Origin of the sequence: Stenotrophomonas sp. LGBM10, from assembly GCF_046736075.1 — a bacterium.
GTDB lineage: Bacteria > Pseudomonadota > Gammaproteobacteria > Xanthomonadales > Xanthomonadaceae > Stenotrophomonas.
Window position 1 is genome coordinate 1,396,924 of the sequence record NZ_CP177163.1, and the last position, 24,505, is coordinate 1,421,428.

18 protein-coding genes and 1 riboswitch are annotated in these 24,505 nt (G+C 67.9%); of the genes, 13 read left to right on the forward strand and 5 right to left on the reverse strand.

Annotated elements, in window-relative coordinates; translation table 11 throughout:
- Nucleotides 1–32: 32 nt before the first annotated feature.
- Entirely contained in the window at nucleotides 33–710 is a 678-nt protein-coding gene (locus ACLB90_RS05920) for an ion channel (protein WP_411852051.1), read from the reverse strand.
- A gap of 100 nt (nucleotides 711–810) precedes the next feature.
- Nucleotides 811–2,688: a phosphomethylpyrimidine synthase ThiC gene (thiC, locus tag ACLB90_RS05925; RefSeq protein WP_411852052.1), complete on the reverse strand. Its 1,878-nt coding sequence runs from the start codon at nucleotides 2,686–2,688 to the stop codon at nucleotides 811–813.
- Between the two features lie 138 nt (nucleotides 2,689–2,826).
- Nucleotides 2,827–2,928: riboswitch (TPP riboswitch) on the reverse strand.
- 279 nt (nucleotides 2,929–3,207) lie between these two features.
- Between thiC and ACLB90_RS05930 the strand changes: the two genes are divergently transcribed.
- Entirely contained in the window at nucleotides 3,208–4,776 is a 1,569-nt protein-coding gene (locus ACLB90_RS05930) for a BCCT family transporter (protein WP_411852053.1), read from the forward strand.
- A gap of 103 nt (nucleotides 4,777–4,879) precedes the next feature.
- Here ACLB90_RS05930 and ggt read toward each other — a convergent pair whose 3' ends face one another.
- The gene (gene ggt / locus ACLB90_RS05935) at nucleotides 4,880–6,598 is read right to left on the reverse strand and encodes a gamma-glutamyltransferase (RefSeq protein WP_411852054.1); all 1,719 of its coding nucleotides are present in this window, start codon (nucleotides 6,596–6,598) and stop codon (nucleotides 4,880–4,882) included.
- A gap of 661 nt (nucleotides 6,599–7,259) precedes the next feature.
- On the opposite strand from ggt, the gene ilvC reads away from it, so the two are divergent.
- The 9 genes from ilvC (at nucleotide 7,260) to leuB (ending at nucleotide 16,923) form a co-directional block, all read left to right on the forward strand.
- Entirely contained in the window at nucleotides 7,260–8,234 is a 975-nt protein-coding gene (gene ilvC, locus ACLB90_RS05940) for a ketol-acid reductoisomerase (protein WP_411852055.1), read from the forward strand.
- Between the two features lie 38 nt (nucleotides 8,235–8,272).
- Complete coding sequence (gene ilvG, locus ACLB90_RS05945) at nucleotides 8,273–10,009, forward strand: acetolactate synthase 2 catalytic subunit (protein ID WP_411852056.1); 1,737 nt, start codon at nucleotides 8,273–8,275, stop codon at nucleotides 10,007–10,009.
- Nucleotides 9,993–10,253, forward strand: coding sequence for an ACT domain-containing protein (locus tag ACLB90_RS05950; RefSeq protein WP_411852057.1), 261 nt, complete (start codon nucleotides 9,993–9,995; stop codon nucleotides 10,251–10,253). Before ilvG ends, ACLB90_RS05950 begins: the two co-directional genes overlap by 17 nt.
- A gap of 141 nt (nucleotides 10,254–10,394) precedes the next feature.
- A complete protein-coding gene (locus ACLB90_RS05955) occupies nucleotides 10,395–11,492 on the forward strand; it encodes a threonine dehydratase (protein ID WP_411852058.1) in 1,098 nt (365 codons plus the stop codon).
- Nucleotides 11,489–13,042 (forward strand): 2-isopropylmalate synthase, encoded by a 1,554-nt coding sequence (locus ACLB90_RS05960; protein WP_411852059.1) that lies wholly within the window; start codon nucleotides 11,489–11,491, stop codon nucleotides 13,040–13,042. The genes ACLB90_RS05955 and ACLB90_RS05960 overlap by 4 nt, the downstream gene beginning before the upstream one ends.
- 10 nt (nucleotides 13,043–13,052) lie before the next feature.
- On the forward strand, nucleotides 13,053–13,835 hold the full coding sequence (locus ACLB90_RS05965; RefSeq protein ID WP_411852060.1) for a class I SAM-dependent methyltransferase: 783 nt from the start codon (nucleotides 13,053–13,055) through the stop codon (nucleotides 13,833–13,835).
- A gap of 34 nt (nucleotides 13,836–13,869) precedes the next feature.
- On the forward strand, nucleotides 13,870–15,291 hold the full coding sequence (gene leuC / locus ACLB90_RS05970) for a 3-isopropylmalate dehydratase large subunit (protein WP_411852061.1): 1,422 nt from the start codon (nucleotides 13,870–13,872) through the stop codon (nucleotides 15,289–15,291).
- A complete protein-coding gene (gene leuD / locus ACLB90_RS05975) occupies nucleotides 15,291–15,869 on the forward strand; it encodes a 3-isopropylmalate dehydratase small subunit (RefSeq protein WP_411852062.1) in 579 nt (192 codons plus the stop codon). The genes leuC and leuD overlap by 1 nt, the downstream gene beginning before the upstream one ends.
- A complete protein-coding gene (leuB, locus tag ACLB90_RS05980) occupies nucleotides 15,859–16,923 on the forward strand; it encodes a 3-isopropylmalate dehydrogenase (protein WP_411852063.1) in 1,065 nt (354 codons plus the stop codon). The genes leuD and leuB overlap by 11 nt, the downstream gene beginning before the upstream one ends.
- A 310-nt stretch (nucleotides 16,924–17,233) precedes the next feature.
- On the opposite strand, the gene ACLB90_RS05985 is transcribed toward leuB, so the two are convergent.
- Together ACLB90_RS05985 and ACLB90_RS05990 are read right to left on the reverse strand one after the other, a co-directional pair.
- Entirely contained in the window at nucleotides 17,234–20,404 is a 3,171-nt protein-coding gene (locus ACLB90_RS05985; protein ID WP_411852064.1) for an efflux RND transporter permease subunit, read from the reverse strand.
- A 4-nt stretch (nucleotides 20,405–20,408) separates the two neighbouring features.
- On the reverse strand, nucleotides 20,409–21,545 hold the full coding sequence (locus tag ACLB90_RS05990; protein WP_411852065.1) for an efflux RND transporter periplasmic adaptor subunit: 1,137 nt from the start codon (nucleotides 21,543–21,545) through the stop codon (nucleotides 20,409–20,411).
- Between the two features lie 121 nt (nucleotides 21,546–21,666).
- On the opposite strand from ACLB90_RS05990, the gene ACLB90_RS05995 reads away from it, so the two are divergent.
- The 3 genes from ACLB90_RS05995 (at nucleotide 21,667) to ACLB90_RS06005 (ending at nucleotide 24,500) form a co-directional block, all read left to right on the forward strand.
- Entirely contained in the window at nucleotides 21,667–22,338 is a 672-nt protein-coding gene (locus tag ACLB90_RS05995; RefSeq protein WP_411852066.1) for a TetR/AcrR family transcriptional regulator, read from the forward strand.
- A gap of 136 nt (nucleotides 22,339–22,474) precedes the next feature.
- The gene (locus ACLB90_RS06000; protein ID WP_411852067.1) at nucleotides 22,475–23,122 is read left to right on the forward strand and encodes a protein-L-isoaspartate O-methyltransferase family protein; all 648 of its coding nucleotides are present in this window, start codon (nucleotides 22,475–22,477) and stop codon (nucleotides 23,120–23,122) included.
- 16 nt (nucleotides 23,123–23,138) lie between these two features.
- Nucleotides 23,139–24,500, forward strand: a complete 1,362-nt coding sequence (locus ACLB90_RS06005; protein WP_411852068.1) for a TolC family outer membrane protein — start codon at nucleotides 23,139–23,141, stop codon at nucleotides 24,498–24,500.
- The last annotated feature ends 5 nt before the right edge of the window (nucleotides 24,501–24,505 follow it).

The following is a 24,505-nucleotide window of genomic DNA, read 5'->3' on the forward strand; positions in this document are numbered from 1 at the left end:
GCGCCTTCGGGCGCGATATTTTTAAGTGGGATTCAGTTTCGTGCATGCCTGAGCATGGTCAGTCCGACCAGCCGCGAGACCACCAGCGCAACGTACATAACCCCTGAAAACTGCTCCAGCATGACCAATGCGCGTGCCTGCGGGTGCACCGGCACGACGTCACTCAGGCCTACCCCGGACAGCAAACTGAAGCTGAGATAAAGCAGCTCCATCCATGTGCGCAGTTCGCTCTCGCTGGTGGCGAGAAAACTCCCGGGATACCACTGCTGGCATACCGCGAAGGCGAACGCGAACGCCCACGCCAACAGCGTGAAGGTGGCACCGGCGGCGAACAGCTCGTCGCGGGTCACCTTGTGATCCTGCAGCATGTAGGCGGTCAGGCTGCCGGCGGTATAGAAGTAGAGCAGGCATTCGAGCAGCTGCGCTGTCGTGATCAGCCCTGGACGCTCAAGCAGCGCGCCGGCGATGGAAAACACCACTGCGGGGATCGCCAGCACCAGGGCCAGCCATATGCCAAGCGGGCTGCGCCGGACCACCCACAGGCACAGGCCGAGCACCGCGATGCCAAAGGCGCCGAACAGCGCGCGGCTGGCCCCCGCCTCGTCCATCGCCGGGTACAGCAGCACCCCGAGCAGCTGCACGCCCAGCAGCCAGGCGGACGGATGCCGGCGTGCCATCGCCAGCCATTTGGTACTACGCGCAATCGCCATCCTGTTTCCCGCCCCTGGCCGTCCGGCGCCGAGCTTAGCGCGGTTGCCGGGGCGAACGCATGAGGATGCCGGGGTGGCACGGGCCACCCCGGCCGCCGCGTCATTGCGGGTGGTAGACCTCCGCCCCCTGGTCGCGGAACTGCAGCGACTTCTCGGCCATGCCGGCCCCCAGCGCGGCCTGGGCGTCCAGCCCCTGCCCGGCCGCGTAGTCGCGCACGTCCTGGGTGATCTTCATCGAACAGAAGTGCGGGCCGCACATGGAACAGAAGTGGGCCAGCTTGTGCGCATCCTTGGGCAGGGTCTCGTCATGGAACTCCTTGGCCTTCTCCGGATCCAGACCCAGGTGGAACTGGTCTTCCCAGCGGAACTCGAAGCGCGCCTTGCTCAGCGCGTTGTCGCGCACCTGCGCGCCGGGGTGGCCCTTGGCGAGGTCGGATGCGTGCGCGGCAATCCGGTAGGCCATGATGCCGTCGCGCACGTCCTGGCGGTTGGGCAGGCCCAGGTGCTCCTTGGGGGTGACGTAGCAGAGCATCGCGGTGCCGTACCAGCCGATCATCGCCGCGCCGATCGCGCTGGTGATGTGGTCGTAGCCGGGCGCGATGTCGGTGGTCAGCGGCCCCAGCGTGTAGAACGGCGCCTCGCCGCACTCGCGCAGCTGCTTGTCCATGTTCTCCTTGATCAACTGCATCGGCACATGGCCGGGACCTTCGATCATGGTCTGCACATCGTGCTTCCAGGCGATCTTCGTCAATTCGCCCAGCGTCTCCAGCTCACCGAACTGCGCCGCGTCGTTGGCATCGGCGATGCAGCCAGGACGCAGCCCGTCACCCAGCGAGAAGGTCACGTCGTAGGCCTTCATGATCTCGCAGATGTCCTCGAAATGCGTGTAGAGGAAGTTCTCCTTGTGGTGGGCCAGGCACCACTTGGCCAGGATCGAACCACCGCGCGAGACGATGCCGGTGACGCGCTTGGCGGTAAGCGGCACGTACCGCAGCAGCACGCCGGCATGGATGGTGAAATAGTCCACGCCCTGCTCGGCCTGTTCGATCAGCGTGTCGCGGAAAATCTCCCAGGTGAGCTCCTCGGCGCGCCCGTCCACCTTCTCCAGCGCCTGGTAGATCGGCACGGTGCCGATCGCCACCGGCGAGTTGCGGATGATCCACTCGCGGGTTTCATGGATGTGCCTGCCGGTGGACAGGTCCATCACGGTGTCGCCGCCCCAGCGGATCGCCCACACCAGCTTTTCCACTTCTTCGGCGATGCCCGAGGACACCGCGCTGTTGCCGATGTTGGCGTTGATCTTGGTCAGGAAGTTGCGGCCGATGATCATCGGTTCGCTTTCCGGATGGTTGATGTTGTTGGGCAGCACGGCCCGGCCACGCGCGATCTCGTCGCGCACGAACTCGGGAGTGATGACGGCGGGGATAGACGCGCCGAACGATTGGCCAGGATGCTGCCGCCGCAGCGTCGCATCGGCGATCGCCTCCAGACGCTGGTTCTCGCGGATCGCCACGAACTCCATCTCCGGGGTGATGATGCCGCGCCGCGCGTAGTGCATCTGGGTGACGTTGGCGCCGGCGACGGCGCGGCGCGGCAGCGTGCGCGACGGAAAGCGCACCGCATCCAGGCGCGCATCGGTGTCGCGCGACCGGCCGAACGCCGAACTCAGGGCTGCCAGCGTTTCGGTATCGCCCCGCTCGGCCACCCACGCCGCGCGCAGTGCCGGCAGGCCGGTCGACAGGTCGATGCTGGCGGCCGGATCGGTATACGGGCCGGAGGTGTCGTAGACGGTGACCGGCGCGTTCTCTTCGCCGCCGAACAACGTCGGCGTGCGGGTCAGCACGATCTCGCGCATGGGAACCTGCAGGTCGCTGCGCGAGCCCTGCACGTGGATCTTGCGCGAACCGGGGATCGGTCGCGTAACCGAACCGGAAAGCTGCTGGGCCTGCTGCTGCAGGGTGGAAAGCGGTGCGTTCATCGGGCATCGTCCTGTGTGGACCCCGGGCGCGGACCGGCGGTCCGTGACGGGAAATCCGTGTTGAAAGGGACGAAACGGCGGCGCACGACGGGCGCACTGCGGGCGGTCTGCGGGCGTGGGGACCCTACGGCGCAATGCATCAGCGGATGCGAAGCTTCCCTACGCCGGTATCAACCGGATCAGGTTCGAAGGGACTGTCTCAACCTCGGCCACATGGCCTCGGTACCCCCGCTTCGAGGCGAATTAGACCACAAAGACCCGTGCATCGACACCGCCGATGCCACCGCTGTGAACGGGTTCATTACGTCAGCGCGGTTAGTATCGCCCCGCGAGGATCTCCACCCCCGTGACGTGCTGCCTGGCGCCTGGCGCTGCGCCCACGCAGGGGACCATCGGGTTGAACCCGATGCCGTGGCATCCCGCCGACCGGCCTTCGTCCGGCTTCGCCCCAGTTGTCGCCGTCGTGCCGCTGGAGACTGCAAGCATCCGCTCGCGCCCTTTTCCTGGAGAAGCCCCTGCATGGTGTTTCGCATTTCCATCGCGCTGGTCGCGCTGCTCGTCCTGACGGCCGGCATCGCGCCCGGCCCGTTCAACGACGTGGTGCAGCTTGGCCTGTCCAACATCGTGCGCAGCACCGGCTGGCTGTACCTGCTGGTGGTGTTCATCACGCTGTCGTTCCTGATGTATCTGGCGTTCGGCCGCTTCGGGTCGCTGCGCATCGGCGGCGAAGATGCCGAGCCTGACTTCTCCAATGCAAGTTGGATGTCGATGCTGTTCGCGGCCGGCATGGGCATCGGGCTGGTGTTCTGGGGCGCGGCCGAGCCGATCTCGCACTTCGTCAAGCCACCGGAGGGGCTGGCGCCGCAGAGCATGGAAGCGGCGCGTGCGTCGATGCGCTATGCGTTCTTCCATTGGGGCCTGCATCCGTGGGCGATCTATGCGCTGATCGGCCTGGCGATGGCCTGGTTCCAGTTCAACCGCAATGGACGTGGCCAGATCAGCGACCTGCTGCAACCGCTGATCGGCGCACGCCACCGTGGCTGGATGGGGACCGTGGTGAACGTGGCCGCCGTGGTCGCCACCGCGATCGGCGTGGCCACCACGCTGGGCTTCGGCACCATCCAGATCGCCGCCGGAATAGAGCGCGTGTTCGGTCTGCGCGCCTCGATTCCGCTGCAGTTGACCATCATCGCGGTGGCCTTCGTGATGTACATGGCCTCCACCACCAGCGGCGTGCACCGTGGCATCAAGTGGCTGTCCAACATCAACCTCGCCCTTGCGGCGCTGCTGCTGGCGCTGGTGCTGGTGCTGGGGCCGACCGGCTTCATCTTCGACACCTTCACCACCACGATCGGCTCCTACCTCAACCAGCTGGTGACGATGAGCCTGCGCATGTCGCCGTTCTCGGGCAGCACCTGGGTGGCCGACTGGACGATCTTCTACTGGGCGTGGTGGATCGCCTGGGCGCCGTTCGTGGGCTCGTTCATCGCCCGCGTATCGCGCGGGCGCAGCATCCGCGAGTTCGTGCTGGGCGTGGTGATCGCGCCGAGCGTGCTGGGCTTCCTGTGGTTCTCGGTGTTCGGCGGCACCGCGCTGTGGTCGCAGATCTTCGGCCACGTCGATCTGGCGCAGGCGTTGGGCAACGGCTACGAGACCGTGCTGTTCACCATGTTCGACAGCCTGCCGCTGCCCACGGTGCTGTCGGTGATGGCACTGGTGCTGCTGATCATCTTCTTCGTGACCTCGGCCGATTCGGCAGTGCTGGTGCTGGCCAGCATGTCCACCGACGAGGCCGGCGACCCGCCGCTGTCGCGGCGCATGACCTGGGGCGTGGCCATCGCGCTGATTGCCGGCGTACTGCTGCTGGCCGGCGGCCTGGATGCGCTGCAGGGCATGATCACCATCGCCGCGTTGCCGTTCGCGGTGCTGATGCTGCTGGTGATGTGGTCGCTGTACCGCGTGCTCGACATGGAGTACGCGCTGCAGCGCCGCCGCGCGCAGCGGGCGCGGCGGATGATGGACGAATGGATCGAACGCGAGATCGCCGCGCAGGAAGAAACCCGCGACGAAGCCGCCCGCGCCCCGTAGAGCCGGGTTCTACCCGGCTGCGGCCCTCGTAGAGCCGGTTCTACCCGGCTGCAGCACCGCCCCCAAAAACAGCCGACCAACGGTCGGCTCTACCCAGGGCTGCTCAATACCCCGCCGCCTGCCCGTCCTTGCGGCTTTCCGAAGCGCCGTAGTACACGCCCGTCTCCGGATCGCGCAGGATCGCCTGGTATCCGCCATAGGGGCCATCGGCAAACACCACCCGGTGCCCCTTGCGCATCAGCGCGCGCACCGTTTCGTACGGGAAGCCCGTCTCCAGGTTGACCTCGCCGCCATCGCTCATCGCCGTCGCCTGCCCGGTCGGCTCGGTCGATCCTTCATGCTGTATGCGCGGCGCGTCGCCGGCTTCCTGCAGGTTCATGCCGAAATCAACCATGTTCATCACGATCTGCGCGTGGCCCTGCGGCTGCATCGCCCCGCCCATCACCCCGAAGCTCATCCACGGCTTGCCGTCCTTGGTGACGAACGCCGGAATGATGGTCTGGAACGGGCGCTTGCCCGGTGCGTAGCCATTGGGGTGGTCCTTCTGCAGCACGAACATCTCGCCACGGTCCTGCAGGATGAAGCCCAGCCCGGGCGGCGCCATGCCGCTGCCCATGCCGCGGTAGTTGGACTGGATCAACGACACCATCATGCCGTCGGCGTCGGCCACCGTCAGGTAGATGGTGTCGCCCTCCTGCAGCTGCTTCGGCGTGCCCGGCTGCACCTCGCGCAGGGCCTTGTCCATCGAGATCAGCCTGCGCCGCTCGGCCGCGTAGCCCTTGGAGATCAGCCTCTCCACCGGCGCCGGATGAAACGCCGGGTCGGTGTAGAAGCGCGCGCGGTCGGCGAATGCCAGCTTCTTGGCTTCCACGAACAGGTGCACATGCTCGGGTGAGCCGAAGGCGATCTTCGAGAAGTCATAGCCCTCCAGCACATTGAGAATCTGCAGCGCCGCAATGCCCTGGCTGTTGGGCGGCAGCTCCCACACGTCGTAGCCCCGGTAGTTGCTGCTGACCGGCTCCACCCACTCGCCGTGGTGGCGGGCCAGGTCGTCGTAGCTGAGGTAGCCGCCGTTGGCCTTGAAGTAGTCGCCGACGGTACGCGCGATGTCGCCTTTGTAGAACGCATCGCGGCCGCCCTGCGCGATCTTCTCCAGCGTGTTGGCCAGGTTCGGGTTCCGCCACATCTGGCCCTTGCGCGGTGCGTGGCCATCGATGGTGAACTGCTCACTGAAGCCCGGGTACTTCGACAGCCGCGGGACCGAGCGGTCCCAGTAATAGGCGATCACTTCGGCCACCGGGTGGCCCTCGCGCGCGTAGCGGATGGCCGGCGCCAGGTTCTCGGCCATCGGCTTGCGCCCGAAACGGTCGTGCAGCGCGAACCAGCCATCGACGGCGCCCGGCACGGACACCGGCAGCGGCCCGGTCGCCGGAATCTCCTTCAGGCCCCGGCGCTGGAACTCGGCCAGGGTCAGCGAAGCCGGCGACCGGCCCGAGCCGTTGTAGCCGTACAGCTTCTGCGTCTTCGGGTCCCAGACGATGGCGAAGAGGTCCCCGCCGATACCGTTGCCGGTCGGCTCCATCAGGCCCAGGGCGGCATTGGCGGCAATGGCGGCATCGACCGCCGAGCCGCCGGACTTCATCACATCCAGCGCCACCTGGGTGGCCAGCGGCTGCGAGGTGGCGGCCATCGCGTGCGGCGCAATCACCTCTGATCGGGTGGCGAAGGCGTGTCCGGTGACGCGATCGGCGGCCTGGGACAGCGCCGGCAGGGCGCACAGGAGGGCGGCGGTGAGCACACCGCGGGCAAGGGCTGAAGGCACGGGACGTCCTGGTGGTTGGTAGCCGCTCCGATACTCGCCGCAGAGGGCCGGTGCGGACATCCGACAATGGTCATGCACGACACCGGAAACGGCGTCCGATCCGCGCAGAAACGCCCCGCAAAATACTGAATTCCGGTTCACCAGAACGATTTCAGTCGCAACCATCCTTGCGTGGCGGGGCTTTGCACTGGATGCAGCCGAAACCGTTGGAAATGTTGCCGCAAAGGTTGACAGCGTCAAAACCGCTGTGGTTTTCTCGATCACATGTTGCAGCGCCACACGCCCATTCGCGAATCCATCCAGCACGCCGATCCCGGCGCGGCCTCGATCCGTTCGCTCCTTGTCCTCGTACTTATTACCCAACCAACAGGTGCGGGACGGACCGGCGTGTAAGCAAGACTGCCAGGTATCCATCAAAAACCCGCACCCGCCCAGGTGCGGGTTTTTTCGTTTCAGAGCCCCTCGATTCCCTCCCCCCCACCCCCTTCCGAGCCACCTTCCGCCATGACCCGCCATCCCGCCGCCGCCCGATTCACGCCCACCGCCTGCGCGGCGGGCACGTGCGGGCGGTGCGATGCGCGTGCCACCGCTTCCCCTGACCGGCCGGCGTGTCCCTGAGACCGCCGGCCGTCTTTTTTCTTACCTCCAAGGAACCTCTCCCATGAGCACCAACGACCTGCCCCAGATCAAGATCGCTGTTGTCGGCTACGGCAGCCAGGGCCGCGCGCACGCGCTGAACCTGCGCGAATCCGGTTTCGATGTCGTCATCGGACTGCGCCCGGGTGGCCCGACCGAGGTCAAGGCACAGGCCGACGGCTTTACCGTGAAGGCGCCCGCCGATGCAGTGAAGGACGCCGACCTGGTGGCGGTGCTGACCCCGGACATGGTGCAGAAGAAGCTCTACGAAGACGTGCTCGCGCCGAACATGAAACAGGGCGCGGTGCTGTTGTTCGCGCACGGCCTGAACGTGCACTTCAACATGATCACCCCGCGCGACGACCTGGATGTGGTGCTGGTCGCACCGAAGGGTCCTGGCGCGCTGGTACGGCGCGAGTATGAGATCGGCCGTGGCGTGCCCTGCATCTGGGCGGTGTACCAGGATCGCAGCGGCAAGGCCGCCGAGTACGCGCTCGCCTACGCGGCCGGCCTGGGCGGCGCACGCGCCAACCTGATCCAGACCACCTTCAAGGAAGAGACCGAAACCGATCTGTTCGGCGAGCAGGCGGTGCTGTGTGGCGGTGCCTCGGCGCTGGTGCAGGCCGGCTTCGAAACGCTGGTGGAAGCCGGCTACCAGCCGGAAATCGCCTATTACGAGGTGCTGCACGAACTGAAGCTGATCGTGGACCTGTTCTACGAAGGCGGCATCACCCGGATGCTGGAGTTCATCTCCGAGACCGCGCAGTACGGCGACTACGTCAGCGGCCCGCGGGTGATCGATGCCGGCACCAAGGCGCGCATGAAGGACGTACTGACCGACATCCAGAACGGCACGTTCACCAAGAACTGGGTCGCCGAATACGAAGCGGGCCTGCCGAACTACACCCGGTTCAAGCAGGCCGACCTGGAACACCCGATCGAGAAGGTAGGCAAGGAACTGCGCGCCAAGATGGTCTGGTTGCAAGGACAAGCCGCGTAACCGCGCGGCTCCCCCACCGCTTTCGCAAAGGTCACCGCATGAACACCTCCGCACACAGCACCGCGCCCCGCAACGGCGCACGCTGGTTGACGCAGGCCCTGGAAGCCGAGGGCGTGCACACGCTGTTCGGCTATCCGGGCGGCACCATCATGCCGTTCTACGACGCCCTGGTGGATTCCGGGCTGAAGCACATCCTGGTGCGTCACGAGCAGGGCGCCGCCCTGGCTGCCAACGGCTACGCGCGCGCCAGCGGCCAGGTCGGCGTATGCGTCGCCACGTCCGGCCCGGGCGCCTCCAACCTGGTCACCGGCATCGCCGATGCGATGCTGGACTCGGTACCGATGGTCTGCATCACCGGCCAGGTCGCCACGCCGCTGCTGGGCACCGACGCGTTCCAGGAACTGGACGTGTTCGGGCTGACCCTCCCGATCGTCAAACACAGCTGGCTGGTGCGCTCGGTCGATGACCTGCCGCACGTCGTCCGCGAGGCGTTCCGCATCGCGCGCGAAGGCCGCCCCGGGCCGGTACTGATCGACCTGCCCAAGGACGTGCAGGTGGCCGATGCCTCGCACCTGCCCGCCCACGTGCCGGCCACCGTGCCGGCGCTGCCTGCACCGCAGGACGAGGCGATCGCGCAGGCCATCGCCGCCATCGCCGCGGCCGAAAAGCCGGTGATCTATGCCGGCGGTGGCGTGGCACTGGGCGATGCCGTCGAGGACTTCCGCGCCTTTGTCGACGCCACCGCGATCCCCACCGTGCTGACCCTGCGCGGCCTGGGCGCGCTGCCACCGCAGCATCCGCACTACCTGGGCATGCTGGGCATGCACGGCACCCGCGCGGCCAACATGGCGGTGCAGGAAAGCGACCTGCTGGTGGTGGTGGGCGCGCGCTTCGATGACCGCGCCACCGGCAAATTGAACGAGTTCGCGCCGTTCGCGCGGGTCGTCCACATCGACGCCGACGCCTACGAGATCTCCAAGCTGCGCACCGCCGACATCGCCGTGCCCGGCAACGTCGGCACTGCCGTGCGTGCCCTGACCGCCGCGCTGCCTGCACCGGTGCCGGCACAGGACGCGTGGCGCCGGCGCTGTGCCGGCCATCGCGAACGCTTCGCCCCGCGCTATGACGCGCCCGGCAGGCACATCTACGCGCCGGCACTGCTGAAGCGGCTGAGCGAACTGGCGCCGGCGGACGCGATCATTGCCTGCGATGTCGGCCAGCACCAGATGTGGGTGGCCCAGCACTGCCGCTTCAACCACCCGCGCAATCACCTGACGAGCGGTGCACTGGGCACGATGGGCTTCGGCCTGCCCGCCGCGATGGGCGCGCAGTTCGCCTGCCCCGACCGCACCGTGGTGCTGGTCTCCGGCGACGGCAGCTTCATGATGAACGTGCAGGAGCTGGCCACCATCGCGCGTTGCCGCCTGCCGGTGAAGATCGTGCTGCTGGACAACAGTTCGCTGGGCATGGTGCGGCAATGGCAGGAACTGTTCTTCGCCGAGCGCTACAGCGAGATCGACCTGTCCGACAACCCCGATTTCGCCGCGCTGGCCCAGGTGTTCGGCATCCCGGCCACGCGTATCGAGGCCCGCGACGACGTGGAAGGGGGCCTGGCCGCGCTGCTGGCCCAGCCGGGCCCGGCACTGCTGCACGTGGCCATCGATGCACGCGCCAACGTGTGGCCGCTGGTGCCGCCCAACAACGCCAACAGCACGATGCTGGAAAGCAACCCCGCCCACCAGACCCAGGAGACCCCCAATGCAATACCGGCTTGACCTGGTGCTGACGCCCGCCGAAGGCGCGCTGCTGCGCGTGATCGGCATGGCCGAGCGCCGCGGCTTCGCGCCGCGTGCGATCGCCGGTGCGCCCAATGCCGCCGACGACGGCCGCTGGCACCTGCAGCTGGTGGTGGACAGCACCCGTCCGCCGGAAACGCTGCGCCGCCAGATCGAGAAGATCTACGACTGTGTTTCGGTGCGTATCAGCGCGCTGGAACCGGCGCCGGGAGTATCCGCATGAATGCCCGCACCGCCATCCCGGTGCCGGTACGGAGGGGTCTTCTCGCAGCGTGCCGGCGGAAGCGCGCGGCAGGCGCTGCGCGCCTGGCACTGCGGCAAGCGAACGGGCGCCCGCCTGTCATGGGGCGCAGCCGGGGCCGGCATGCCAGCTAGCCGCGTCCCGCAGGAGCCGGAGGTAGGCGATGTAAGCGTCGCCGACGTGCTGGCCGCGCAGGCGCGGCTGCGCCGCTTCCTGCCGCCCACCCCGCTGCATTACGCCGAACGCTTCGGTACCTGGCTGAAGCTGGAGAACCTGCAGCGCACCGGGTCCTACAAGGTGCGCGGCGCGTTGAACGCACTGCTGGCCGGGCGCGAGCGCGGCGACGAACGCCCGGTGATCTGCGCGTCGGCCGGCAACCACGCCCAGGGCGTGGCATGGTCCGCCTACCGCCTGAACATCCCGGCCATCACCGTGATGCCGCACGGTGCACCGGCCACCAAGATCGCCGGCGTCGCCCACTGGGGCGCCACCGTGCGCCAGCACGGCAACAGCTACGACGAGGCCTATGCCTTCGCCCGCGCACTGGCCGACCAGCATGGCTACCGGTTCCTGTCCGCGTTCGATGACCCGGATGTCATCGCCGGCCAGGGCACGCTGGGCATCGAACTGGCCGCGCATGCGCCCGACGTGGTGATCGTGCCGATCGGCGGTGGCGGCCTGGCCTCCGGCGTGGCGCTGGCGCTGAAGTCGCAGGGCGTGCGCATCGTGGGCGCGCAGGTGGAAGGCGTCGATTCGATGGCACGGGCCATCCGCGGCGATGTCCGCGAGATCGCGCCGGTTGCCACGCTGGCCGACGGCGTCAAGGTCAAGATTCCCGGCCTGCTGACCCGGCGCCTGTGCGCTGCACTGCTCGACGATGTGGTGATCGTGCGCGAGGCCGAGCTGCGCGAGACCCTGGTGCGCCTGGCGCTGGAAGAACACGTGATCGCCGAAGGCGCCGGCGCGCTGGCCCTGGCGGCCGGCCGCCGCGTGGCCGGCAAGCGCAAGTGCGCGGTGGTCTCCGGCGGCAACATCGACGCGCTGGTGCTGGCCCAGCTGCTCGCCGACATCCGCCCGCGCCCGCCGCGCAAACCCCGCCGCCGCGCCAGCGAGCGCACGCGCCCACCGCTACCGACCGTGCTCGCACCGCCCCCGATTTCCATTGCCTCCCCTTCCTTTGCCACCCCATCCGACCTTGCCGTCGAGGAGACCTCCTGGTGACCACGCCCAACTCCCCCCGCATCCGAATTTTCGACACCACCCTGCGCGACGGCGAACAGTCGCCCGGCTGCAGCATGAGCCCGCAGCAGAAGCTGGTGATGGCCCGCGCGCTCGATGAGCTGGGCGTGGACATCATCGAAACCGGCTTCCCGGCCAGCTCGCAGTCCGACCGCGACGCAATGGCGATGATCGCCCGCGAAGTGCGCCGCCCCACCCTGGCGGTGCTGTCGCGCTGCCTGGCCGCCGACATCGAAACCTCCGCCAAGGCGCTGGAAGCGGCCGCCAACGCGCGCCTGCACGTGTTCCTGTCGACCAGCCCGCTGCACCGCGAGCACAAGCTGCGCATGAGCCGCGAACAGGTGCTGGAATCGGTGCACAAGCATGTCAGCCTGGCCCGCAGCTACGTGGACGATGTGGAGTTCTCCGCCGAAGACGCCACGCGGACCGAGGAAGACTTCCTGATCGAGGTGGCGCGCGTGGCCGTGGCCGCCGGTGCCACCACCATCAACCTGCCCGATACGGTTGGCTTCACCACGCCCGAAGAAATCCGCGGCATGTTCCAGCGGGTCATCGCCGGCGTACCGGACAGCGACCGCATCGTCTTCAGCACGCATTGCCACAACGACCTGGGCCTGGCCGTGGCCAACTCGCTGGCGGCCATCGAGGGCGGCGCGCGCCAGGTGGAGTGCACCATCAACGGCATCGGCGAGCGCGCCGGCAACTGTTCGCTGGAAGAACTGGCGATGGTGCTGAAGGTACGCAACGCCTTCTACGAGGAAGACACCCGCATCAACACACCGCGCATCGTTGCCACCTCGCAGCTGCTGCAGCGCCTGGTCGGCATGCCGGTCAAGCGCAACAAGGCGATCGTGGGCGCCAACGCGTTCGCGCACGAGTCGGGCATCCATCAGCACGGCATGCTGCGCCATCGCGGCACCTACGAAATCATGCGCCCCGAGGATGTGGGCTGGGAAAACTCGCAGATGGTGCTGGGCCGCCACAGCGGCCGCGCCGCCGTCGAGGCCCGCCTGCGTGCGCTGGGCTTCTGGCTGGAGGAGGAAGAACTGAAGCTGGTGTTCGAGCAGTTCAAGGCGCTGTGCGAGCAGCAGCGCGTGGTCACCGATGCCGACCTGCAGGTGGTGATGCAGGGCAGCTCCACCCAGAACGGCTACCGACTGGCATCGATGACCATCAGCGACGTCGGCAGCCGCGCCAACGCGCTGGTCGAGCTGTCCGACCCGGACGGCAACCGCGTTGCCGAGACCGCCCAGGGCGACGGCCCCGTCGATGCGCTGTTCGGTGCACTGTCCTCGGCCACCGGCGTACAGCTGATGCTGGACAGCTACCACGTACACAGTGTGGGCATCGGTGCCGATGCGCGTGGCGAAGCCAACCTGAGCGTGCGCCACGACGGTGTCGAGTACGAAGGCACCGGCACCAGCCGCGACATCATCGAGGCCTCCGCACTGGCCTGGCTGGATGTCGCCAACCGCCTGCTGCGCCAGCGCAGCGCCGCCATCGAGCAACCTGCGGCCAGCGCCGCGGCATAAAGGAGTTCCCATGAGTGCCTTCGACAGCTACGACAGCCCCACCGCCGGCCAGCACTGGAATGCCCAGGACTACGCCATCGACGCCGGTTTCGTACCGGTTCTCGGTGGTGCGGTGGCGCGGCTGCTCGATCCGCAGCGCGGCGAGCAGATCCTCGACCTGGGCTGTGGCGATGGCGTGTTGAGCTTCGACCTGGCACTGAGCGGGGCGCACATCACCGGTGTGGATGCCTCGCCGGAGCTGGTTGAAGGCGCCCGGGCACGCGGCATTGCCGCGCACGTGATGGATGCGCACGCGCTGACCTTCGACCGCCGGTTCGATGCGGTGTTCAGCAATGCCGCATTGCACTGGATGCGCGAGCCGGACCGCGTCATCGAGGGTGTACGCCGCGCCCTGAAGCCCGGCGGCCGTTTCGTCGCCGAGATGGGCGGGCACGGCAACGTCGTGGCCATCACCAGCGCCCTGCAGGCCGCGCTGTGCAGCAACGGGCATGCGGTACCGGCCTTCCCCTGGTACTTCCCGACCGCCGATGCGTATGCCGATCGCCTGCGCGCGCACGGCTTCCGGGTGCGCTACATCGAGTGCCTGCCGCGGCCAACTTCCCTGCCGACCGGCATGCAGGGCTGGCTGCGCACGTTTGCTTCCCCTTTCCTGGTCGGCCTGGACGGCACCCAGCGCCAACGCGTTCTGGACGATGCCGTGGCACTGCTGGCACCCACCCAGCGCGATGCGCGCGGCCAGTGGAGCGCGGACTACGTCCGCCTGCGCTTCGATGCACGCCTGCCGATCCGATGAATTTCCGTATCACGAACCACAGCAAGGCCATTCCATGACCCCAGCTCCCCGCACCCTGTACGACAAACTGTGGGACGCCCACGTCGTCGTACCCGAATCGGACAGCGCGCCCGCCGTGCTGTACATCGATCTGCACCTGATCCACGAAGTGACCTCGCCGCAGGCGTTCACCGAGCTGCGCGAGCGCGGCCTGTCGCCGCGCCGGCCGGACCGGACCAAGGCGACGATGGACCACTCCACCCCCACCCTGCCGGCGGCGGCGGACGGCACGCTGCCCTATGCCAGCGCCGCCTCCGAGGCACAGGTGGCGATGCTCGCGCGCAACTGCGCCGAGCACGGCATCGAACTGTTCGACCTGCAGTCGGCCAGCCGCGGCATCGTGCATGTGATCGCGCCGGAGCAGGGCTTTACCCAGCCGGGCATGACCATCGTCTGCGGCGACAGCCACACCTCCACGCACGGTGCATTCGGCGCCCTGGCGTTTGGCATCGGCACCAGCGAAGTGGGCCATGTGCTGGCCACGCAGTGCCTGCTGCAGCGCAAGGCGAAGACGATGGCAATCACCGTCGATGGCACCCTGCCCCGTGGCGTGGGCGCCAAGGACGTGGTGCTGCACATCATCGGCGTGATCGGCGTGAACGGCGGCACCGGCCACGTGCTGGAGTTCCGTGGCACCGCGATCGAGGCGATGGACATGGAACAGCGCATGACCCTGTGCAACATGTCCATCGAAGCCGGTGCCCGCGCCGGTATGGTCGCCCCGGACCAGGTCACCTTCGACTGGGTGGCCAACACCCCGCGCGGCCCCAAGGGCGCCGCGTTCGATGCCGCCGTGGCCGCCTGGTCGCAGCTGCGCAGCGATCCGGGGGCACACTTCGATGCGGTGGTGCATATCGAGGCCGCCGATATCCGTCCCACCCTGACCTGGGGCACCCACCCCGGCACCGCGATCGCGGTGGACCAGCCCATCCCCGCCGCCAACGATGCCGCCGACCAGAAGGGACTGGACTACATGCAGTTCCACGCGGGCCAGACGCTGGCCGGCACGCCGGTGGACGTGGTGTTCATCGGCTCCTGCACCAACGGCCGGCTGAGCGACATGCGCGACGTGGCGCAGGTACTGCGCGGCCGTCGCATCGCGGCGAGCGTGCGCATGCTGGTGGTCCCCGGTTCGGAGATCGTCAAGCGCCAGGCGGAAGCCGAGGGCATCGACGCGATCGTGCGCGACGCCGGCGCCGAGTGGCGCGAGCCGGGCTGTTCGATGTGCATCGCCATGAATGGCGATCTGGTGGCCCCGGGTCAGCTGGCGGTGAGCACCAGCAACCGCAACTTCGAGGGACGCCAAGGGCCGGGCTCGCGCACGCTGCTGGCCTCGCCGATGACCGCCGCCTGGGCGGCCGTGAACGGCCGCGTGGCCGATCCGCGTGAACTGTACGCCCCGCTGGAGGTGGCCTGATGAGCGGCTTCCGTACCCTGACCTCGACCAGCGTGGTGCTGCGCGAGACCAACATCGACACCGACCAGATCATCCCGGCGCGGTTCCTGTCCACCACCGAACGCGCCGGCCTGGGCAAACATGCCTTCAACGACTGGCGCTGGCAGGCCGACGGCACGCCGAACCCGGGCTTCGCATTCAACCAGTCGCACAATGCCGGACGCAGCATCCTGCTGGCCGGCCGCAACTTCGGCTGTGGCTCGTCGCGCGAGCACGCGCCCTGGGCACTGACCGATCTGGGCCTGCGGGCGATCATCAGCAGCGAGATCGCCGATATCTTCCGTGGGAACGCACTGAAGAACGGCCTGTTGCCGATCGTGCTGGACGAGGCCGATGTACAGACGCTGATGCAGCGCCCGGATGATGTACTGACCATCGACATCGCCGCGCGCGAACTGCGCACGCCCGACGGGCGCGTGTATGTCTTCCCGCTGGACGGCTTCTCGCAGACCTGCCTGCTGGAAGGCGTGGACCAGTTGGGGTATCTGTTGGGCCGCACTTCTGAAATCGAACGTTACGAGAGTGAACATGCACGCTGAGATCGTCGTACTGCCGGGTGACGGCATTGGTCCGGAAGTCGCCGCCGCCGCCGTGGCGGTGCTGGATGCCGTCGCCGGGCGCTTTGGCCACACCTTCCGCTTCAGCGAACACGACATCGGCGGCATCGCCATCGACCGTCACGGCGAACCGCTGCCGGCCACCACGCTGGCCGCCTGCCGCGCGGCGCAGGCGATCCTGCTCGGCGCCGTGGGCGGACCGAAGTGGTCCGACCCGAACGCCACGGTCCGCCCCGAACAGGGCCTGCTGGCGATCCGCAAAGCGCTGGGGCTGTACGCCAACCTGCGCCCGGTACGCACCCATCCGGCGGCGCTCGGCGCCTCGCCGATCAAGGCCGAGCTGCTTGAGGGTGTGGACTTCGTGGTGGTCCGCGAACTGACGGGCGGCATCTACTTCGGCGAAAAGACCCGCACCGCCGACAGCGCCAGCGATCTGTGCAGCTACAGCGTCGGCGAGATCGAGCGCGTGCTGCGCACTGCCTTCCGCCTGGCGCAGACCCGGCGCGGCAAGGTCACCTCGGTGGACAAGGCCAATGTGCTGGAGACCTCGCGCCTGTGGCGCGACGTCGCCGCGCGGATCGGTCGCGAGGAGTTCCCGGACGTGGCGCTGGAGCACCAGCTGGTCGATTCGATGGCCATGCACCTGCTGGCCAAGCCGCGCGAGTACGACGTGATCGTGACCGAGAACATGTTCGGCGACATCCTCACCGACGAAGCCTCGATGCTGGCCGGCTCGCTGGGCCTGCTGCCTTCGGCATCGCTGGGCGAACCGGGCGCGGTGGGCATCTACGAACCGATCCACGGTTCGGCCCCGGACATCGCCGGCAAGGGCATCGCCAACCCGTACGCCACGATCTTCAGCGCGGCGATGCTGCTGCGCCATTCGTTGGGGCTGGAGGAGGAAGCGGCCGCGGTGGAAGCAGCGGTGCATGCCGTGCTGGACGCCGGCGTGTTCACCGCCGACCTGGCAGCCAAGGGAACGGCGGTAAGCACCACGCAGGCTACCGAGGCCGTGCTGGCACACCTGCGCACCTGAAGCTGCACACCCCTCACCGGTAGAGCCGACCGTTGGTCGGCTCGGCCGCGCACCGCGCGGCTGCTTCTGCTGTGCCGGAACGAAGAGCAGCCGACCAACGGTCGGCTCTACCACGGTGGGGCGCGGCCCTGTCTGGTGGAACGCGGCGATGTTTCCCGGTAGAGCCGACCGTTGGTCGGCTCGGCCGCGCACCGCGCGGCTGCTTCTGCTGTGCCGGAACGAAGAGCAGCCGACCAACGGTCGGCTCTACCGGTGCCGGTGAGGGCGTTGTGTGGCCCCCACCGGTTCGGCTGCGCGTGGCCTCCTGCCGTTATTCCCCGGTGGTCTTTGCTTCGTCCGGCTTGACCCGGAACCAGGCGGCGTACAACGCCGGCAGGAACACCAGGGTGAGCACGGTGCCGACGATCAGGCCGCCCATGATCGAGATCGCCATCGAGCCGTAGAACGCACTGCGCGACAGCGGGATCATCGCCAGCACCGCGGCCAGCGCGGTCAGGACGATCGGGCGGAAGCGGCGTACGGTGGCGTCGATGATCGCGTGCCAGCGATCGTGTCCAGCGTCGATGTCCTGCTGGATCTGGTCGATCAGGATCACCGAGTTGCGCATGATCATGCCAGCCAGCGCGATCGTGCCCAGCAGCGCCACGAAGCCGAACGGGGCCCGGAACAGCAGCAGGAACAGCGTGGCGCCGATGATGCCAAGGGGCGCTGTCACCAGCACCATCGCCGCGCGCGAGAAGCTGCGCAGCTGCAGCATCAGCAACGTGGCCACCACGATCAGGAACAGCGGCATGCCGGCCTTGATCGAGTCCTGCCCGCGTGCCGAATCCTCCACGGTGCCGCCGGTTTCCAGCAGATAGCCGCTGGGCAGGTCCGCACGGATGCCGTCCAGGGTGGGCAGGATCTGCTGCACCACGTCCAGCGCCTGCATGCCATCGCCGATATCGGCGCGCACGGTCACCGTCGGCAGACGGTTGCGGTGCCAGATGATGCCGTCCTCGAAGGCGTACTCCAGGCGCGCCACCTGCGACAGCGTCACCGGGGTGCCGCTGCTGGTCGGGATGGCCAGGCTGGCGAGCAGATCCAGCTGGGCGCGTTCGTTGTCCGGCCCACGCAGCAGCATCTCGATCTGGCGGTTGCCTTCGCGGTACGTGCTCACCCGCATGCCCGACAGCGAACTGCTCAGGAACTGACCCACCTGCGCGCTGCTGACGCCCAGCGCACGTGCGCGGTCCTGGTCGATCACCAGCCGCACCACCTTGCTCGGCTCGCTCCAGTCCAGGTTCACGTTGATCACATGCGGGTTCTCACGCACCTTGGCCTCGACCTGGCGTGCAATCGCCTGCACCTGCGCGATGTGCTCGCCGGACACGCGCATCTGCACCGGATAGCCGACCGGCGGTCCGTTCTCCAGGCGGGTCACGCGCATCTGCACGTCCGGGAACTGCTTGATCACGTCCCGGATCAACCAGTCGCGGGTCGCTTCACGGGCCTTCGCATCGGCGGTAAGCACCACGAACTGCGAGAAGTTGGTGGCCGGCAGCTGCTGGTCCAGCGGCAGGTAGAAGCGCGGCGAACCGGTGCCGACGTAGGCCACGTAGTTGGTGATGCCGTCGCGCCCCTTCAGCAGCTTCTCCAGCTTGGTCGCCTGCGCCTGGGTGGCGGCCAGCGACGCGCCTTCGGCCAGCTCGATGTCCACCATCAGCTCGGGCCGGGTCGAATCCGGGAAGAACTGCTGCGGCACGAAACGGAACAGCATCAGCGAGAACACGAACAGCGCGATGGTCGCCGCGATCACCCACCAGCGATGGCGCAGGCAGGTATCCAGGAAGCGGCGGAAACGCGTGTAGAACGGACGCTGGTAGGGATCGTGGTCGTGCGCGTGTTCCTTGGGCGCGATCCAGCGCGCGAACGCCGGATGGCGGTCGGCCCACTGCACGCGCCGCGCGCGCCAGCGCCCGGCCAGGCTGGTCGGCTTGGGCGGCTGCGGATTGAACAGCTCCGGCAGCATCTTGTCGCCGAGGTAGGGGATGAACAGCACGGCGGCAATCCACGACACCACCAGCGCGATGGTCACCACCTGGAACAGCGAGCGGGTGTACTCGCCGGTACTGGAGGCAGCCGTGGCGATCGGCAGGAAGCCGGCCGCGGTGATCAGCGTGCCGGTGAGCATCGGGAACGCGGTGGATTCCCAGGCGAAACTGGCCGCGCGCAGGCGGTCATAGCCCTGCTCCATCTTGGTGGCCATCATTTCCACCGCGATGATCGCATCGTCCACCAGCAGGCCCAGCGCCAGCACCAGCGCGCCCAGCGAGATCTTGTGCAGGCCGATGCCGAAGTAATGCATGACGAAGAACGTCATCGCCAGCACCAGCGGGATGGTCACACCCACCACCAGGCCGGTGCGCAGGCCCAGCGAGAAGAAGCTCACCAGCAGCACGATCACCACCGCCTCGGTGAGCACCTGCACGAACTCGCCGACCGATTCCTCCACCGCATGCGGCTGGTCGGACACCTTGCGCAGCTGCATGCCGGCCGGCAGGGTCTTCTGCAGGCGCTCGAACTCGGCATCCAGCGTGCCGCCGAGCTTGAGGATGTCGCCGCCATCCTTCATCGCCACCGCCAGGCCGATCGCGTCCTGGCCCATGAAGCGCATCTTCGGCGACGCCGGGTCGGCGAAACCGCGCTTGACCTCGGCGATATCGCCCAGGTGCAGGGTGCGGTCGCCGGCCTGGATCGGGAACCGGCGGATGTCCTCGATGCTGTTGAACTGCCCGGTCACGCGCAGCTGCACGCGGTCGGTGGGGGTTTCGAAGAAGCTGGTGCCCGTCACCGCGTTCTGGTCGGCGAGCGCCTGCTGCACCTGCTGCAGCGATACGCCCAGCGTGGCCAGCTTGGTGTTGGACAGTTCGATCCAGACCTTCTCGTCCTGCAGGCCGACCAGATCGATCTTGCCCACGTCCGGCACCCGCTGCAGTTCCAGCTGGATGCGGTCGGCGTAATCGCGCATCACCGCGTAGTCGAAGCCTTCGCCGGTCAACGCGTAGATGTTGCCGAAAGTGTCGCCGAACTCATCGTTGTAAAACGGCCCCACGATCTCCTGTGGCAACGTGGCGCGGATGTCGCCCACGCGCTTGCGCACCTGGTACCAGAGGTCCGGGATCTGCTTGGAACGCAGGCTGTCGCGCGCCATGAAGATCACCTGCGACTCGCCCGGGCGCGAGTACGAGCGGATGAACTCGTACTCGCCGGTGTTCATCAGCGCCTTCTCGATCGGCTCGGTGACCTGCCGCGAGACCTGCTCGGCGGTGGCACCGGGCCACATGGTGCGTACCACCATCGCCTTGAAGGTGAACGGCGGGTCTTCGGACTGGCCGAGGTGCTTGTACGACCAGGCGCCGATGACGGCGAAGGCGAGCATGGCAAACAGCACCAGTGGGCGGTTGCCCAGCGCCCATTCGGAAAGATTGAAGCGGCGCACGGGGTCAGTGCCCCTTGGCCGGAGCGGTCGGCGCGGCGGCCTTGGCCGGCGCCAGCACCGGACGGTTCTGGCGATCCACCGCCGTCACCGCCTGGCCTTCGCGCAGCAGATGGCCGCCGGCGGCGACCACCCAGTCGTTCGCGCTCACCCCGGACAGCACCGGCACCGCCTCGGCACCGTAGGCGCCGACGGTCACCGGCACCGCCTTCAGCGTGCCCTTGGCGGCATCCACCACCCACACGCTGCCCTTGCCGTCGGCACCGCGCTGCACGGCAGCCAGCGGCAACTGCAGGGTGCCGCTGCGGCCGGCGCTGGCGAACACGCGCGCGCTCTGCCCCAGCTCCACTTCGCTCAGCGCTTCGGGTGCCAGGCTGACGCGGGTGGCGTAGGTGCGCGCCTGGGCGTCGGCAGCCGGCGCGATTTCGCGGATCGTGCCCGGCAGCAGTTGGCCAGGGCGGTTCCACAGCTCGACCTGCACCGCCTGGCCGACCTTGTAGTCGCGGATGCTGCTTTCCGGCAACGCGATCAGCACTTCACGGCCACCGTCGGCGGCCAGGGTGAACACGGTCTGCCCGGCGCTGACCACCTGCCCGGCCTCGGCCTGGCGGCTGGCGATCACGCCATCGGCCGGCGCGCGCAGCTGCGCGTAGTCGGCCTGGTTGCGCGACACCGCGAGGTTGGCGCGGGCGGCATTGGCCTGGCCCTGCGCGGCCTTGAAGGCGGCGGTCTGCGCATCCAGCGCGGAGCGGCTGACCAGTTGTTCCTCGGCCAGTTTGGCGTAGCGCTTCTGGTCGTCACGGGCGCGCACCAGATCGGCTTCGGCAGCGGCCAGCTGGGCCTGCGAGGCGGCGGCCTGGGAGGCGTAGTCGGCCGCGTCCAGCTCGGCCAGCACCTCGCCCTTGCGGACCCGCTGGCCGGCATCGACATGGCGCTTGACCAGGTTGCCGCCGACGCGGAACGACAGCGGGCTTTCCTCGCGCGCATGCACCTCGCCCGGATAGGCGGCCACACCCTGGCCATCGACCGTGCCCGGATGCACCACCAGCACCGGAATCGGTGCCACCGGTTCGGCCGCCTGTTTGCCACATGCTGCCAGCGCCAACGCCAGCAGCCCACCGCCCATCCATCGCAAGTTGTTCATGAGGTCCTGGACCTTGAATACCGGGGAAGCCGCACGGAAGAGACACTCTATTCCATAACGGCCAATAGTGAACCAGTCGGTATAGTATAAATATCGAACCGATTGGTCTAGTATTGTTTGCATGATCGATCCGACGTCATCCGCCGCCCCGTCCAAGCCCGCTGCCAAGGCCGCCGGACCCGGCCGCCCGAAGGACCTGGGCAAGCGCGCGGCCATCCTCGAGGCCGCCAAGGCCCTGTTCGTGGAACAGGGGTACAGCGGCGTCAGCATGGACAGCATCGCCGGCCAGGCGGGCGTGTCCAAGCTGACCGTTTACAGCCATTTCGGCGATAAAGAGACGCTTTTCACCGAAGCTGTAAAGTCCACCTGCAACGAGATGCTGCCCGATGCGCTGTTCGTCACCGATGCCGACGGGGTACTGCGCGAGCAGCTCGTGGGCATTGGCCGGGCCTTCTTCAACATGATCACCTCGCCGGCGGCCGTGGCCGTGCAGCGGGTGATGATGGCGCCGGACACCGACGACCGGATCCGCGAGATGTTCTGGCTGGCCGGCCCGCAGCGCACCAGCGATGCGCTGGCCGAGTTCCTGCGCGCCCGCACCGGGCGGGGCGAACTGGAGATCACCGACTTCCAGACGGCCGCGCTGCAGTTCTTCACCCTCATCAAAGGGGAGCTGCATACGCATATGATGTGCGGGCTGCGGCCGACCCCGGCCGAGTGCGACGCAGACGCCCATGTGGATGCCAGCGTCGCCTTCTTCCTGAGGGCGTACGCCACCCGCCACGGGCGGTGACAACAACATGAATGGACCGGAGGTCGCGGTGACTTCCGGCACTGCGACCCCGGCGCGACGGCAGCGATGCTCTCAGCGCGCCGCCGGCTCCCGGCACCGGTAAAATGGCCGGCCCACTGCGCTGGATTAGAACCTCATGACGATCGATTACGCCCACGCCCGCGAACTGATGGTTGAACAACAGATCCGTCCCTGGGACGTACTGGAAATTCGCGTGCTCGATGTACTGGCACGTTTGCCGCGGGAGGCGTTTGTCGCTGAATCGCACAAAGCACTGGCCTACGCCGACATCGAACTGCCGCTGGGCTTCGGGCAGAAGATGATGAAGCCGGTGATCGAAGGCCGCACCCTGCAGGCCCTGGATCTGCAGCCGGGCGATGAAGTGCTGGAAATCGGTACCGGCAGCGGCTACCTGAGCGCCTGCATGGGCGAACTGGCCCGCGAAGTGCTGAGCCTGGAAATCGAACCGGAACTGGCCGCCACCGCACGTGCACGCCTGGATGCTGCCGGCCTGGGCAACAACGTCCGCATTGAAACCGCCGACGCCCTGGCGTGGGATACCGAGCGCCGTTTCGACGCGATCTGCGTCACCGCCGCGGTGGACACCGTGCCGGCACGCTTCACCCAGTGGCTGCGCCCCGGTGGTCGCCTGTTCGTGATCCGCGGCCAGTCGCCGGTCATGGAAGCGGTGCTGGTCAAGACCGATGGCAGCATTGATTCGCTGTTCGAAACCGATATCGACTACCTGCGCGGTGCCGCCCCGGCGCCCCAGTTCCAACTCTGAGTCCAAGGAAGCCGCAATGATCCGCCGATCCCTCGCTATTGCGCTGGCCGCCGCCCTGCTGCCGATGACCGCCTCTGCCGCCGACCTGCTGCAGGTCTACGAAATGGCGCGCAACGGCGATCCGCAGCTGTCCGCGGCTGAATCGACCCGTCTGTATGACAAGGAAGGCGCCGTGCAGGCGCGCGCGGCGCTGCTGCCGCAGGTCAATGGCGAGGCCGCGCTCAACCGCAGCCGCACCGACGACCAGGGCTTCAATACCGGCAGCACCACCAGCAAGCGCCGCACCTACACGGTCACCGGCAGCCAGACGCTGTTCAACTGGTCGCAGTTCGCCAACCTGCGTTCGCAGCGCGAGCTGAGCAAGGCCGCGGACTTCACCCTGGATTCGGCCAACGACGACCTGATCGTGCGCACCTCGGCGGCGTACTTCAACGTGCTGGTGGGCATCGAATCGCTGTCGGCCGCACAGACCAACGAAGCGGCGGCGAAGAAGCAGTTCGACTTCGCCGACAAGCGCCTGGAAGTGGGCCTGGCGCCGATCACCGACGTGCATGAAGCACGCGCCCAGTACGATCAGGCCCGTGCCAACACGATCATTGCGCAGAACACCCTGGCCGACGCCTACCAGGCGCTGACCGAACTGACCGGCCAGCCGGTCACCGACCTGCGCGCGCTGCCGGCGGACTTCCGTCCGGAGCTGCCGGCCAAGTACGCCACCGTGGACCAGCTGGTCGGCGAAGCCGTCGCACAGAACCCGGCCCTGAAGGCGCAGGAACTGAAGGTCAGCGCCGCCGAATCCGGCGTGTCGGCCGCACGCGGCGGTCACTACCCGACCCTGTCGCTCGGCGGCAGCTACGGCAAGAGCGCCACCTGGGGCGATGCCGGCGTTGGCAGCGGCAGCTCCTACAACCCGGATCTGCGCACCAACAGCGTCGGCCTGACCCTGAGCGTCCCGATCTTCTCCGGCGGCGCCACCCAGTCCGGCGTGCGCCAGGCACTGGCCCAGCGTGACATCGCCCAGGACGGCTACGAGCAGCAGAAGCGCGCCCTGGACCGCAACACGCGCAACGCCTACCAGACCCTGGTGGCCGGTATCAGCGAAGTGGAAGCGCGCCGCCTGGCCGTGGTCTCGGCCCAGAGCGCCTACGACGCGTCGCAGGTTGGCCTGGAAGTGGGTACGCGTACGGTGCTGGACGTGATCCAGAACCAGCGCATCCTGTTCTCGGCCCAGCTCGATTACGCCAACGCCCGCTACACCTTCCTGCAGAACCGCCTGCAGCTGGGCCAGGCGATCGGCACGCTGGACATCGCCGAACTGCAGGACATCAACCGCCTGCTGACCCTGAAGGCAGCCACGCCGAGCACCACCGTCAACTGATCGAC

What these genes read in the sequence shown, in the direction of transcription:
- leuC (WP_411852061.1), top strand. Translation starts at nt 13,870, where the DNA reads ATGACCCCAGCTCCCCGCACCCTGTACGACAAACTGTGGGACGCCCAC.
- ACLB90_RS06000 (WP_411852067.1), top strand. Translation starts at nt 22,475, where the DNA reads ATGACGATCGATTACGCCCACGCCCGCGAACTGATGGTTGAACAACAG.
- ACLB90_RS05950 (WP_411852057.1), top strand. Translation starts at nt 9,993, where the DNA reads ATGCAATACCGGCTTGACCTGGTGCTGACGCCCGCCGAAGGCGCGCTG.
- ACLB90_RS06005 (WP_411852068.1), top strand. Translation starts at nt 23,139, where the DNA reads ATGATCCGCCGATCCCTCGCTATTGCGCTGGCCGCCGCCCTGCTGCCG.
- ACLB90_RS05920 (WP_411852051.1), bottom strand. Translation starts at nt 710, where the DNA reads ATGGCGATTGCGCGTAGTACCAAATGGCTGGCGATGGCACGCCGGCAT.
- thiC (WP_411852052.1), bottom strand. Translation starts at nt 2,688, where the DNA reads ATGAACGCACCGCTTTCCACCCTGCAGCAGCAGGCCCAGCAGCTTTCC.
- ACLB90_RS05930 (WP_411852053.1), top strand. Translation starts at nt 3,208, where the DNA reads ATGGTGTTTCGCATTTCCATCGCGCTGGTCGCGCTGCTCGTCCTGACG.
- ACLB90_RS05990 (WP_411852065.1), bottom strand. Translation starts at nt 21,545, where the DNA reads ATGAACAACTTGCGATGGATGGGCGGTGGGCTGCTGGCGTTGGCGCTG.
- ACLB90_RS05955 (WP_411852058.1), top strand. Translation starts at nt 10,395, where the DNA reads ATGCCAGCTAGCCGCGTCCCGCAGGAGCCGGAGGTAGGCGATGTAAGC.
- ACLB90_RS05995 (WP_411852066.1), top strand. Translation starts at nt 21,667, where the DNA reads ATGATCGATCCGACGTCATCCGCCGCCCCGTCCAAGCCCGCTGCCAAG.
- ilvC (WP_411852055.1), top strand. Translation starts at nt 7,260, where the DNA reads ATGAGCACCAACGACCTGCCCCAGATCAAGATCGCTGTTGTCGGCTAC.
- leuB (WP_411852063.1), top strand. Translation starts at nt 15,859, where the DNA reads ATGCACGCTGAGATCGTCGTACTGCCGGGTGACGGCATTGGTCCGGAA.
- ACLB90_RS05965 (WP_411852060.1), top strand. Translation starts at nt 13,053, where the DNA reads ATGAGTGCCTTCGACAGCTACGACAGCCCCACCGCCGGCCAGCACTGG.
- ilvG (WP_411852056.1), top strand. Translation starts at nt 8,273, where the DNA reads ATGAACACCTCCGCACACAGCACCGCGCCCCGCAACGGCGCACGCTGG.
- leuD (WP_411852062.1), top strand. Translation starts at nt 15,291, where the DNA reads ATGAGCGGCTTCCGTACCCTGACCTCGACCAGCGTGGTGCTGCGCGAG.